The 12321-nt window shown below is 60.5% G+C and carries 12 protein-coding genes; 6 read left to right on the top strand and 6 right to left on the bottom strand.

Features of this window, described 5'->3' with window-relative positions:
- Positions 1-20: 20 nt before the first annotated feature.
- A complete protein-coding gene (locus tag RYH70_RS03525; protein WP_316309494.1) occupies positions 21-887 on the top strand; it encodes a GntR family transcriptional regulator in 867 nt (288 codons plus the stop codon).
- Positions 888-960: 73 nt separating this feature from the next.
- On the opposite strand, the gene RYH70_RS03520 is transcribed toward RYH70_RS03525, so the two are convergent.
- Positions 961-2331, bottom strand: a complete 1371-nt coding sequence (locus RYH70_RS03520) for an MmgE/PrpD family protein (RefSeq protein WP_316309492.1) — start codon at positions 2329-2331, stop codon at positions 961-963.
- A gap of 63 nt (positions 2332-2394) precedes the next feature.
- Entirely contained in the window at positions 2395-3549 is a 1155-nt protein-coding gene (locus RYH70_RS03515; protein WP_262462269.1) for a 2-methylaconitate cis-trans isomerase PrpF family protein, read from the bottom strand.
- Between the two features lie 237 nt (positions 3550-3786).
- Between RYH70_RS03515 and RYH70_RS03510 the strand changes: the two genes are divergently transcribed.
- Positions 3787-4869, top strand: coding sequence for a TauD/TfdA family dioxygenase (locus RYH70_RS03510; RefSeq protein ID WP_262462268.1), 1083 nt, complete (start codon positions 3787-3789; stop codon positions 4867-4869).
- A gap of 18 nt (positions 4870-4887) precedes the next feature.
- Here RYH70_RS03510 and RYH70_RS03505 read toward each other — a convergent pair whose 3' ends face one another.
- Both RYH70_RS03505 and pdxH read right to left on the bottom strand, forming a co-directional pair.
- Positions 4888-5673 carry a GntR family transcriptional regulator gene (locus RYH70_RS03505; protein WP_262462267.1) on the bottom strand — a complete coding sequence of 262 codons (786 nt, stop codon included), beginning with the start codon at positions 5671-5673 and terminating at the stop codon, positions 4888-4890.
- 22 nt (positions 5674-5695) lie between these two features.
- Positions 5696-6325: a pyridoxamine 5'-phosphate oxidase gene (pdxH, locus tag RYH70_RS03500; protein ID WP_284455917.1), complete on the bottom strand. Its 630-nt coding sequence runs from the start codon at positions 6323-6325 to the stop codon at positions 5696-5698.
- Positions 6326-6819: 494 nt separating this feature from the next.
- On the opposite strand from pdxH, the gene hemH reads away from it, so the two are divergent.
- Both hemH and RYH70_RS03490 read left to right on the top strand, forming a co-directional pair.
- A complete protein-coding gene (gene hemH, locus RYH70_RS03495; RefSeq protein ID WP_080530434.1) occupies positions 6820-7905 on the top strand; it encodes a ferrochelatase in 1086 nt (361 codons plus the stop codon).
- Positions 7902-8459: a gamma-glutamylcyclotransferase gene (locus RYH70_RS03490; RefSeq protein WP_055099823.1), complete on the top strand. Its 558-nt coding sequence runs from the start codon at positions 7902-7904 to the stop codon at positions 8457-8459. The genes hemH and RYH70_RS03490 overlap by 4 nt, the downstream gene beginning before the upstream one ends.
- Positions 8460-8462: 3 nt before the next feature.
- Here the strand turns inward: RYH70_RS03490 and RYH70_RS03485 are convergent, their stop codons facing one another.
- Positions 8463-9485 carry an AraC family transcriptional regulator gene (locus RYH70_RS03485; RefSeq protein ID WP_080530433.1) on the bottom strand — a complete coding sequence of 341 codons (1023 nt, stop codon included), beginning with the start codon at positions 9483-9485 and terminating at the stop codon, positions 8463-8465.
- 163 nt (positions 9486-9648) lie between these two features.
- On the opposite strand from RYH70_RS03485, the gene RYH70_RS03480 reads away from it, so the two are divergent.
- On the top strand, positions 9649-10845 hold the full coding sequence (locus RYH70_RS03480; RefSeq protein WP_022993905.1) for an alkane 1-monooxygenase: 1197 nt from the start codon (positions 9649-9651) through the stop codon (positions 10843-10845).
- Between the two features lie 165 nt (positions 10846-11010).
- On the opposite strand, the gene RYH70_RS03475 is transcribed toward RYH70_RS03480, so the two are convergent.
- A complete protein-coding gene (locus tag RYH70_RS03475) occupies positions 11011-11442 on the bottom strand; it encodes a MarR family winged helix-turn-helix transcriptional regulator (protein ID WP_022993906.1) in 432 nt (143 codons plus the stop codon).
- A gap of 92 nt (positions 11443-11534) precedes the next feature.
- Here RYH70_RS03475 and RYH70_RS03470 point away from each other — a divergent pair, with 92 nt between their 5' ends.
- Positions 11535-12320 (top strand): siderophore-interacting protein, encoded by a 786-nt coding sequence (locus RYH70_RS03470; RefSeq protein WP_080530432.1) that lies wholly within the window; start codon positions 11535-11537, stop codon positions 12318-12320.
- Position 12321: the final 1 nt, after the last annotated feature.

Below are 12321 nucleotides of genomic sequence, written 5' to 3'. Positions count from 1 at the left end.
GTCAGGCTCTTTTCTTTTTCTTGCCGTTCCTCGATGCGCTTGACCGGGTCGGCTCCGTCGCCGATAGCGATTCATCGAGAGACACCATAGTGGCCACATTCAACAAGAAGAACCTGAACGCCTCCCTTGGCGTGCCGTTACACCGACAGATATTCCTGGTGATGAAGGAAGCCATCCTCTCTGGCAATTACGAGGATGGCGCCTTGCTTCCCGGTGAGCAGGACCTGTCTCGCTCATTCGACGTTTCCCGGGCGACTATGCGCCGCGCCCTATCCGATCTGCAAAGCGAGGGCCTGATTGAGAAACGGCATGGCCGTGGCACCTTCGTCAAGAAAGCCGCACGCAATGAAACCCCCTCTCTGCATGAAAGTACGTTTTTCAATCAGCTCCGCGAAGCCGGAAAGATGAAGGTGAAGGTGCTGGAATTCGAGTATCTGGTGCCACCCCCGCAAGTTCGCGCCGAGCTCAAACTGGCCGCCAACCAGGTTGCTCAGCGCGCGGTTCGCCTTCGCTTTCTCGGCAATCAGCCAGTGCTGCATCTGACCACCTACGTTCCCGAACACATCGGCCGCACCTATACGCGCGCCGATCTGGGCCAAAAGCCTCTCTATGACCTGATTCAGCGATCGGGCGCCCCCTACACCAAAGCGGTACAAACCATTGAGGCCACTCTGGCAGCCCCATCGGTGGCAACCGTCCTGAAGCTTGAGACAGGCACCCCGCTTCTACACATCAAACGCTGCGTATTCGACAAGGACGGCAATCCGGTGGAGTACCTCTCCGCCCTGGGTGTCTCCGACTTCAACAAAATCCGCATGATTCTCGGCGATGAAGGCGAACGTGACTCGGTCAATTGGAAAGTCACGTATTATCAGTCCGGAGGCTGACGCCGTATTTCCCCGAATCGCCCAAGGCCACCGATCTGGCTGATCACGCAAGGGCGACAATGCCGCCGACGGATTATGACGGCGGCTTTAACGCTCTGATCAAGTCAGACACCGCCCCACAGCTCTCAATGTCGAGCAATTGATCCGCTAGATGGCGGCTGCCGGCGTCCCCATAGACTTCCGCTGCCATGGAATAGAATTTTTGCCGAAGCCGCTCTTCTCCCAAGGGCGATTCCGGCTCACCCGACGGCACCTCCACCACAAGTTCTTCGCTGCCGACCGTCAGTCTTGCCGCCGGCCCGGCCAGCGCCGCGTCAGGCCGTACGCTGATTGTGGCCATCAGAGCTTCCAGGGACGGTTCACCCAGATTCTGATAGCTACGCCAATCCATGCGTCCTTGTCGCCAAGCGCACGCGACCTGGAAATAGACGCTGAACTGAGCGTCAACGGTATTTCTTGGCCGCTTCTTTGTTTCGGTCGGCTCGCCCACGATGTCGAATGCCTTTGGACTCAGTTCAATGCTTATTGCCACTGGCTCCGCTGTGGGGAACCGCTCTCGCAATACCAGAGCCGCATCCACCGCGCCATGGGTTAAGCGGCATGACGGATAAGGTTTGAGACCGGTTTTCAAGGCCAGCCATTCTCGGCCAAGATCCCGTCCTAGCAGGTCCGGCCTGGGGTTCCGTGAGTACCCGTTCAGCACGCCGTAGCGTCCGACAAGTGGTTCATGTGCACCGACCACTCCAGCCTGCGCAAGATCCAGAGCGTCGAGCGCGGAACGCGCTGCCAGCCCCGGATGCAACCGCTTATTCCAGGCACCATTCTCCAGATACTGCATGGACCCGGCAGCCATGCTGCCGGCCAGGCCGAAGGCATCTTCGATCACCGATGCCGAAGCAGTGCGCAGTCGGCCGGCGGCGGCCACCGCACCGAATATCCCGGCAACGGAGGTGGTGTGAAAGCCGAGGTCGTAAGCGCTTTCGCCAATCGCCGCGCCTACCCGACACGCCACTTCATAGCCCACCGCCAGAGCCTCAAGAAAACCACGGCCATCACAATCAATGCGTTCGGCCTCCACCAAGGCAGCCGGTATCACCGACGCGCCGGGATGTAGCACTCCCGGCACATTGGTGTCGTCGAAATCCATGGAATGCGCGAAGGCGCCATTAAGCAGCGCCGCCTGCCGGCTTGAGTAATCACCAGAGTCACCGAACACGGTGTAACCGCCACCACCGATCTCCATGCTCTGCACGCCTTCGCGAATGGCGGCGCTGCTCTCGGCATAACGAGCCGAGAAGGCGGCATGGCCGGTGATATCAAAGAAACAATCACGCAATAGCCGGATCAGTGCCGGAGGAATATCCTCACCGGGCACCCCGGCGATCCAATCGGAAAGCAATGGGGTGATCGTTCGTACGTCAGTGTCTTCCAGGACCAGGGTCATTATGATCCTCCACAGGTATCAGTTCGTTTGACGGGAAGCAGCAGTAGCTGGCTGGTTCGCTAATCAGTCGTTATCGCTGGCAATGCCGCCCGGCACGAAGGCCTCGCCTTTCATTAAACGTCGTGCTGTTCTGATCACGCCCAGACGAACGAACCCATCGTTATTCCGGTTCGCTTCCACGTCCACCCGCATGGCCCCGAGAGGATGGCCAATTACCAGCTGGTCGCCCGAGCGGCGGCAGAACTGATGCGTCAGGGTGCCAGGCAGTCTGGAACTGGCGGCGAGACAGATCGAAGCGGTCCCCGCGAAACTTTCATGGCAGCGCCCCATGAAGATCAGGCGCGCCATCAAGTCGATGTCGCTCCCCCGCACCTCCTCGCCGTTGTCATCTCGATAGGTCCGGGGCGGGGAGAGAAAGCCGAGCATCGGCAGGCCAGGAGAGCGCACCTCTGCTTCCCGCCAATGCTTGCAAAAGCCCATCATCACAGCCGCCCTGGCACGAATTTCCTCAATGCGTTCCAGCAAGGCGTCATCGGCATTAATGTCGTCCGACAGAATCGCACCGTCCACCCCTAGCTCTTCGCTGCTCACCCAGACACAGGGGTTGGCCACATCACACAGGGTGGCGCGAAGTACATGGCCGTCTTCCAGGGTAATTTCATCAACCGGATTGCCGGTTGGCAGCACCGCACCGGTTTTGGCGCCCGCGGTATGACTGTAATCGAGCAAAATTCCCGCTCCGGTACCTGGCACGCCGGGGACCCGTACCTTCCCGGTCACATCGGCCTGACCGGAGGCTGTCGGTACCCGAGCAACGATCACCTTACCGGTATTGACGTTGTGAATACGTACAGCGGTTACGTCTCCGTTGACAGCAACCAAGCCTTCATCGATGGCGAAAGGCCCGACCCCGGCGGAAATATTGCCGCAATTTCCTGAATAACTGATGTCATCGCTCTCCACCGAGGCCTGGGCGAACAAATAATCCACATCCGCGTCCGCGCGCCCGGAACGCGAGATAATAGCTATCTTCGAGGTAATCGGACGCGACCCACCCAGGCCATCGATCTGCAAACGATCCGGCGTACCCATGATGCGTTTGAGTAAACGGTCCCTGCGCGGCCCCGCCTCGGGAAGGTCTTCAGCGTGAAAGAACAGTCCTTTACTAGTGCCCGCGCGCATGATCACGCACGGCACGGTGGTATCACTTGTTTTCATTATTTCTCCTGCCCGTATTGGCGCCCCGCCCTGGCGATCACGCAAGGTCTTTGGAGGGCGGCCCCACAGAATATCAGATGTATTCTTGTATGTACAAGATGCAATCAATCATAACCCAAAGCCAACCATCAAAGTAGATACCTCACTCACGTTAAGGCCATTTACAATTACGATAATTTGGTATAATGTTATACCAACATACAAAAAAGAGATTCCAACAACTCCCGGGAGCTTCTTATGCCGACAACACCCCCCGACCAACACCTCACCGAATGGAGCGCCGAAGAACTGGCGCAAGATCCGACCTGGATTTATCCGATGCCAGACGGAGCCGGCCAACAGTTGCTTGACTGCGTGCGCGCGGCTTACCAGCCCGGCAAGCCGCTTCTTGACTATCAGAAATCGGATTTCCCGTTTCTCCACGCGACTCTGGCGGTGCTATCCGGCGCCTTTGAGCAGGTTCGTGAGGGGCGCGGCATCGCCCTGGTTAAAGGCCTGCCCAGAGAGGGAGTCAGCGCCCAGGAGTTCGAGTTGTTAACCTGGGCGATTGGCCTGCATTTCGGCGTCGCCCGGCCACAGAGCAAGGCCAGCCAGTACTTGTCCGAGGTGATGAACAAAGGTACCGACTATCGCAGCGCCACCGGCCGGGGCTACTCCTCCAATGCCGAGCTGGATTTTCATACCGATGGCGCCGATGTAGTGGCCCTGACCTGTTACAACCAGGCCATCTCGGGCGGCGAGAGCATCTGCAGCAGCTCATCGCTGGCGTTCAAGATCATGTCCGAGGAGCGTCCGGATCTGGTCGAAGAGCTGTGCAGGCCCTACCCCTTCAGTCGGCAGGGTGAAGAGGCACCGGGCGAGGCGGCCTTTATTCATGGCCCGATTTTCGCGTTCCGAAACGGACGTTTCTTCTGCCGCTGGGTTCGCAACCGCCTTGAGAGCGCGCGAAAAATGGAGCAGGTACCCGAACTCAGTAAACGCCAGCTCGAGGCGGTGGACTATCTGGATGAAGTGGTGCGTCGCGAAACACTGATGTACCGCATGTACCTGGAGCCGGGTGATATGCAGTTGCTGAATACCCATGTCACTCTGCATTCCAGAACCCAATTCATCGATGCCGAGGAAATGGATAAACGGCGCCTGTTGTATCGGCTCTGGATCGCCCCCCCCAACTCTCCCCCACTACCGGAAACCTGGCGGGACTTTTACAAAAACGTGGAAGGCGGCGCGGTGCGTGGCGGTATACTCGGCCAACACTACGATGAGCAGTGCCAACGCTTCGACGCGCGCCAGGCCAGCGTCATGGGCATGACTCTATAACGCGCGCGGCCAGATTGGTTATCTGGTGCCATCATGCACCAGATAACCAGCACTGGCGCTGTCAATGTCGACGCCCGCCACCTTCATCAGCAAACGGCTACGCCCCGCCACCGTGCGGATGACGATGCGCTGGACCGGTTGCCCAGCGGCATCATGCACCAGACGGGTCACGCGCAATATCGGCGCATTAACATCCGCCTCCAACGCTTGTGCCACGGAGGGCGTGGCCAGTTCCGCGGAGACTTCCTGAACCACCTCCCCCACCCCGGCGATATTGCTGACAATTACATCCCACAGCGGTAATCGGGTCAGATCCTGGCCAAGCACCGCGTCGCCCAACGACGGCGACATCCAGGCATCCAACAGCATCAGTGGCTTCCTGCTTGTTCCCCGCACTCTCACCACATGAGGAGCAACGTCGCCCTCATCAAGCCCGAACAATGCCTGGATATGCCCGGGCGGGCGTTCATTACTCGCGTTGAGCACCGCCACATGGGTCTCCTCAACCACCCTGCGCATATCGTCGAGCAGAGAGTGATCCCGCCCCAGCGCATCACCCACCTGGGTGCGCTTGGCCACGAATGACCCCGATCCCTGCTCGTTACGTACCAAGCCTTCACTTTGCAACTCAGCCAATGCCCGCCGCACGGTGATCCGCGACACGCCGTACCGTTCAGCCAACTCATTCTGAGTGGGCAACCGATCATTGTAATGAAACTGCCCGCCGAGAATCTGCTCGCGCAAGGTCAAAAACAATTGCCTGTGTAATGCCGTACCGGAGGCGTTTAGTTTTATGTTCTTCATAGCGAATTCCGGAGATGAAGTTTCAAGGTGCCAAACGTTCTGGGACCCAGGTCGTGCCTTGTTTTCGGTAGCGGAAGCGATCGTGGAGACGATTGGGCCGGCCTTGCCAGAATTGGATTTCTTCGGGGACGATGAGGTAGCCGCCCCAGTTTTCCGGCATGGGGATGTCGCTGCCTTCCGGGTATTCCTGGCGCAGTTGGGCGACGTCCGCTTCCAGGGTTTCCAGGTCCACGGGCCGGCTTTGCGGCGAGGCGACGGCGCTGATCTGGCTACCGTAGGGGCGGGTTTTGAAGTAGGCGCGGGAGGTCTCGGCATCCACTTTACGGGCGCGGCCCTGCACGGTGATCTGGCGATCCATGGGTGACCAGTAGAGTACGAAGGCCACTTTGTCGCTGGCTTCGATGTCGTCGCCCTTGCGGCTGTCGTAGTGGCTGAAGAAGACGAAGCCACCCTGCTCCACGCCTTTCAGCAGTACGGTTCGGGCGGAGGGTTGTCCTTCAGCGTTGACGGTGGCCAGGGTCATGGCGTTGGCTACCGGGAGGCCGGCGTTCACCGCTTCTTCCACCCACAAGCGCACCTGCTCCACCGGATCGGCAAGCAGGTCCGCTTCGCTCAATCCTTTGCCTTGGTATTCTTCGCGTATGTCGCGCATTTACTGCTCCCATTGATTGCCGCGTGCGTATCGCGGTTCTTTCTGTATGACTGTTCCGCACTGCCATTTGCTGCTAAAGCGGAGCGCCGCCCGGCAGCTTCCCACAGCGGCTTCGTAGCCTGGGGGGGATTCGAAGCGGGCGGCTTCAGAGCTCGTGGAGAGTCGGCGGGCAGCGTTCCAGGACCGTGTTTGGCCAGGGAAGGCCAAACCCGAGCCCACATGGACGTGCTTGTAGCGTGTCCTGGAACGCTGCCCGTCGACTCGCCTTACCTGGCAAGAGGCACCCTGATCCACCACAATTTTAGGGACAGCGGCCTTCAACCGACCGTGATTATTCCAACAGCAAGTAATATAGCGCACTTGCCGGTATGGGCCGAGTTGATGGCCCGCGTCTATCGGGGCCATATCTGTTACCTTCTTCTGGTTCCGGTATCATGGCGCCATCGACGTCCGGTGCCTTGCCGCCGGTCAACCTCTGGCTCATCGGAACCATTATGAAGTTCACTGGACAGCCTGATTTCAGCCACCGGCGCCCGTTGCGTACCGGCGTGCTGATCACCAATCTGGGAACCCCGGACGCGCCCACCACGCCGGCCCTGCGCCGCTATTTGCGTGAGTTTTTGTCCGATCCCCGGGTGGTGGAGGTGCCGCGCCCGCTGTGGTGGCTGATCCTGAATCTGGTGATTCTGGTGATCCGCCCGCCCCGTTCCGCCCACGCCTACCGCGGTGTCTGGACGGAGCAGGGCTCGCCGCTGCTGGTGCACACCCGCAATCAGTGCGAGGGGCTGCGGCAGCGGCTGCAAGCCGAGTATGGCGAGGATCTGGTGGTGGACTTCGCCATGCGCTATGGCAACCCGTCCATTCCCTCGGTGTTGCAGAGGATGGCCGAGCAAGGCGTTACCCGGCTGCTGGTGCTACCGTTGTATCCGCAGTATTCCGCCAGTACCTCGGCCTCCACGTTCGACGCCGTGGCGCAGGATTTCGCCGCCCGGCGCTGGTTGCCGGATCTGCGTTTCATCAGTCATTACCATGATTACGCGCCCTACCTGGATGCCATGGCGGAGCATATTCACAGCCATTGGGCACAGCATGGCCGGGCGGAAAAACTGCTGTTCTCCTACCATGGCGTGCCCAAACGCTACCTCACCGAAGGCGACCCGTACTTTTGCGAATGCCATAAAACCAGCCGCCTTCTGGCGGAGCGGCTGGGTCTCAACGAGCGCCAATGGCAGGTCACGTTCCAGTCCCGCTTCGGCCGCGAGGAATGGCTGCAGCCCTACACCGACGCCACGCTCAAGGCACTGCCCGGCGAGGGGGTGAAAAGCGTGCAGGTGTTCTGCCCCGGCTTTTCCGCCGACTGTCTGGAAACGCTGGAAGAGATCGACGTGGAGAATCGCGGTTACTTCATGGACGCCGGCGGCGAGCGGTTCGATTACATTCCGGCGCTGAACGACTGCCCGGCCCATCTGGATGCCCTGGCGGCGCTGGTACACGATCACCTGGGAGGCTGGCCGGATCAGGACAATGGCGATGCCGCACTGGCGCAGCGTCAGCGCCGGGCGGAGGACACCCGGGCATGATCGATACCACCGCGATCAACCGCGAGCGGAGCCTGTTCCAGGACCACGAGTCGGTGTGGCTGTTCGGTTACGGCTCGCTGATTTTCAAGGTGGATTTTCCGTTCCAGGAGCGGCGGCCGGCGTCGATTCAGGGCTGGGCCCGGCGCTTCTGGCAGGGCTCCCACGATCATCGCGGCACCCCGGAAAATCCCGGCCGGGTGGTGACACTGATTGAAGCACCGGGCGCGCGCTGTGCCGGCATGGCCTACCGCGTCAGCCCCGCGGTATTCGAACAACTGGATGTGCGTGAGAAAAACGGTTATCTGCGTTTCTCCACGCCGATGACCTTCGAGGATGGCAGTCAGGAGGACGGGTTGGTCTATATTGCCACCGCCGACAACGCCGCCTTTCTCGGCCCGGCACCGGAAACGGAGATCGCCGCCCACATCCACCGCAGCCACGGCCCCAGCGGCGCCAATCGCGAGTACTTGCTGAATCTGGCCCAGGCGCTGCGCGAGCTTGGCGAGCAGGATGAACACATCTTCGAGATCGAGCGCAATCTGCAAGCGCTCTGAGACTCACTCCCCTTTGCGCATCCGCAACGGCGTGGTGCCGAACCAGCGCTGAAAGGTGCGGCTGAAATTGGAGGGATCCTGGTACCCCAGTTTCTCGGCGATGCGCTCCACCGGGTGCGCGGTTTCCAGCAGATACCAGGCGGCCAGTTCCCGGCGCACCTCATCCAGCAGTTCCTGATAGCTGGAGCCTTCCTCTTTCAATTTACGGATCAGGGTACGACGGGACATGGCGTGGCGCGCGGCCATCTCATCCAGACTCGGGTAGTGCCCCTCACACTCCAGCAGTTGCACGCCGATGCGCTGACTCAGCGGTCCCCCGCCCTGGAGTTGCCGCAGTTGATGCTCACAATCCCGCAGCGCGGTGCGGTGCAGACCGGGATCCGCGGTCAGACACGGGGTGCCCAACAACTCGGACGGCACTTCGATGGTCAGCGCTGAAGCCCCGAAGCGGACCGGGCAACCCAGTTTTTCAGTGTAGATCTCCGCCCACTCCGGTTCCGGGATCGGCATCGCCACCACCAGATCCCGCAGACGCCGGGAGGTAACGGTATCGATCAGGTGAAAGAAGGTGGCGAGCACCGCGCCGTTGACGTATTCCCGAACCTCTTCCAGGTCCTCTTCTTCCTCCATGGTCAGCACCACCCGCTCCGGCTCCTCGCGCAAATGCACCGTTACCGGCTGGAAGCGCACGCCGACGAAGCGGGAGACCACCCGCAGCACCGCCCCCAGATCCGCCGCCGAGACCACCGCGAAGCCCAGCGGGCCGTGGGCGGACACCGAGGTAACACCGCCGATGTCCAGCCCCAGCCAGGGCTCCCCGGTGAGTTCGATGGAGCGGCGGATCAGGCGGGACATCTGCTCCAGACTCAGGTAGCGATGCTCACCCAGAAGCTGCTCCCAATGCAGGCGGGTGCCCTCGAAGATGGTGGCGTTATCGAAGCCCCTGGAGTGCAAATGGGCGCACAGCAGTCTCGGGTAAGTCGGATGAATCGCCGGTCTGAGCCGGGCGGCCACCTGGATGCTCATTGGTTTCTCCCTCGCCGCCATAAACGGATGATCCTCAGCTTACCCTGCCGGCGCGCCCGGTCACTTGTCACTTTATGACGATTTTCTGCCACTCCTGGCGGTGCCGCACAAACCGGCTTGGGCGCACCATCCGGTGATCGGATAACAAAAAGAGGATTGCGGTATGAGCAAGGCAGGTGAGTTCACCGGCCCGTCCGGCGTGGTCTATCGGGATCGCAAACGCCATTTGTGGTTTTCGTCCATCTTCGTGCCCGCCATTGTGTTCATCGGGCCGCTGCTGTATTTGGCCAACGGCAATGCGCTGATGCTGTGGATTCCGCTGGTGTTCTATTACCTGGCGGTTCCGGTTCTGGACATGCTGATCGGTGAGGATCGCAGCAACCCGCCGGAAGAGGTGGTGCCGCAACTGGAAGAGGATCCCTATTACCGCTGGGTCACCTACGCTCTGGTGCCGGTGATCTGGGGCGCCTGGTTTTTCGGCGCCTGGTTCGTCGGTACCCAGGACCTGCCCTGGCACGGTCTGCTGGCGATGATTCTGCTGCTCGGTGGCACCTGCGGCGTCGGCATCAACCTGGGCCATGAACTGGGCCACAAGAAAGGCAAGGGCGAACGCTGGCTGGCCAAGTTCGTGCTGGCCCCCTGCGCCTACGGCCACTTTTTCATTGAGCACAACAAGGGTCATCACCGGGACGTGGCCACGCCGGAGGACCCGGCATCCTCGCGCATGGGCGAAAGCATCTGGAAATTCGTACTGCGGGAGATCCCCGGTGCCGCCCGCCGGGCCTGGAAGCTGGAGCAGGAGCGCCTGGAATCACGGGGCAAATCGGTGTGGTCCCTGGACAACGAAATCATTCAGCCGGCGATCATCACGGCCATTGCCTGGGGAGTCGTGCTGGCGTTGTTCGGCATCGGCATTCTGCCGTACATCCTCGGCACCGCGTTCTGGGGCGCGTTCCAGTTGACCTCCGCCAACTATATCGAGCACTACGGCCTGCTGCGGCATAAAACCAAAACCGGCCGCTACGAGCGCACCCAGCCGTATCACAGCTGGAACAGCAACCATATGTTCTCCAACTGGGCCACGTTTCATCTGCAGCGGCATTCCGATCACCATGCCCATCCGACCCGGCGCTACCAGAGCCTGCGGCATTTCGACGATGTGCCCAGCCTGCCCAACGGCTATTTCGGTATGTTCCTGGTCAGTTATATTCCGCCGCTGTGGTACCGGCTCATGGACAAGCGTCTGTTGGAACACGCCGGCTACGACGCCCGCAACATCAACTTCGATCCGGACAAACGCGAAGCGCTGATTCGTAAATACGGGATCCAGCACGGCGATGCGCCACCGCGGATCGTGTGACGGGTCTTCGGGGTTGGGAGGAAACGATCTTGTTCTCCATCGGGGACGCTGATCGGCGTTACGCCTTTGCGGGAACGCCGATCAGCTTCGAGGTAACCGACAAGCAAAGGAGTCTTTCCCGCCGCTACCAAGCCCCTATGAAGGGATGGGAGAGAGATCTCCTTTCTATTCCTCGCGCAGATTGTCCAGCATGCGCCCGGCGAGACCGACAAAGGTATCGATCTCGTCTTTCTTCATTCCCTTCAACAATCGCGTCACCACATCCTGTTCCGCCTCCCGGGCGCGGGCCATCAACGCCTCGCCCTTCCCACTCAGAGAGACAATCTGACTGCGCTTGTCATCGGGATTCGGCGCGCGTTGGATCAGCGACATACCTTCCAGCTCTTTCAGCAGACGGGTGATCTGCGCCTTGTCGCGCCCGGAAGCCAACACGATCCGGTTGGCGGTGCACGCCGGGGTGGCGCCGATCATATGCAGGATGCGCACATGCATGCCGTTCAGTGGCAAGCCGTACTGGCGGATGGCTTTTTTACTGCTGACCTTGAACTGAAACGCCAGTTGCCAGATCGCATTACGGATATCGGATTCTTTTGACACTACTGTTGACTTTGTCAATTACTGGAAATATGGTTGATATTGTCTACCAAACATTTCGATACCACAACCCACATCCAGTGGAGAGACAGACCATGCCAAGGCCCGCTCCCCGGATTCTGGAAGTCCTGCGCACCGAGAACCTGACGCCCAATATGAAGCGGGTGGTTCTGGGCGGCGGCGATCTCAGTGACTTTCCCGAGAATCATGAAAGCGCCAATTTCAAACTACTGATTCCCCGCGAAGGGCAAACCGACATCGCCTTGCCGCCTTACGGCGATACGCCACCGGAACAGCGGCCGGTGGTACGTACCTATACGCTGCGTCACTTCGACAAAACCCGTGGTGAGATTTTCGTCGACTTCATGATGCACGCCGACCATGGCCCCGCGTCCCACTGGGCGGCCCATGCCCGCCCCGGGGACCGCATCGGGTTTGCCGGGCCGGGAGCGCCGAAGTTCGTTGACTTCGACGCCGACTGGTTCCTGTTCGCCGGTGACATGTCGGCGTTACCGGCGATCAGCGCCAATATCGAACGTCTGCCAGCCGGTGCCCAGGGCTACGCGGTACTGGACATTCTCTCCCCCGCGGATCAGCAGCCCTTGCCTTTCCCCTCTGGCCTGGAGGTGCACTGGCGCGTCAATCCCTACCCGGAGCAACCTGCCCTGGGGCTGGTGGACAAGGTCTTGTCCCTACCCTGGCTGGAGGGATCCCCAGCGGTATGGGTAGCGGGGGAAAGCGGCGCGGTGCGCGCCATTCGCCGCTATCTGGTCCAGGAGCGGCGGGTGGACCGGCGTCGCCTGTACGCCAGCGGCTACTGGCAGATCGGGTTGACCGAGGACACACACCAGATCGCCAAGCGCCAGGAAAAAGCGGATTGAA

This window comes from Alloalcanivorax xenomutans (assembly GCF_032810065.1).
In the GTDB taxonomy this organism is placed as follows: Bacteria; Pseudomonadota; Gammaproteobacteria; order Pseudomonadales; family Alcanivoracaceae; genus Alloalcanivorax; species Alloalcanivorax xenomutans.
Note: the sequence above shows the minus strand (reverse complement) of the source record. Positions and strands in the feature narration are given on the sequence as shown.

Coding starts and splice junctions, on each gene's coding strand:
- RYH70_RS03520 (WP_316309492.1), bottom strand. CDS start 2,331: ATGACCCTGGTCCTGGAAGACACTGACGTACGAACGATCACCCCATTG.
- RYH70_RS03515 (WP_262462269.1), bottom strand. CDS start 3,549: ATGAAAACAAGTGATACCACCGTGCCGTGCGTGATCATGCGCGCGGGC.
- RYH70_RS03510 (WP_262462268.1), top strand. CDS start 3,787: ATGCCGACAACACCCCCCGACCAACACCTCACCGAATGGAGCGCCGAA.
- RYH70_RS03505 (WP_262462267.1), bottom strand. CDS start 5,673: ATGAAGAACATAAAACTAAACGCCTCCGGTACGGCATTACACAGGCAA.
- pdxH (WP_284455917.1), bottom strand. CDS start 6,325: ATGCGCGACATACGCGAAGAATACCAAGGCAAAGGATTGAGCGAAGCG.
- hemH (WP_080530434.1), top strand. CDS start 6,820: ATGAAGTTCACTGGACAGCCTGATTTCAGCCACCGGCGCCCGTTGCGT.
- RYH70_RS03490 (WP_055099823.1), top strand. CDS start 7,902: ATGATCGATACCACCGCGATCAACCGCGAGCGGAGCCTGTTCCAGGAC.
- RYH70_RS03485 (WP_080530433.1), bottom strand. CDS start 9,485: ATGAGCATCCAGGTGGCCGCCCGGCTCAGACCGGCGATTCATCCGACT.
- RYH70_RS03480 (WP_022993905.1), top strand. CDS start 9,649: ATGAGCAAGGCAGGTGAGTTCACCGGCCCGTCCGGCGTGGTCTATCGG.
- RYH70_RS03470 (WP_080530432.1), top strand. CDS start 11,535: ATGCCAAGGCCCGCTCCCCGGATTCTGGAAGTCCTGCGCACCGAGAAC.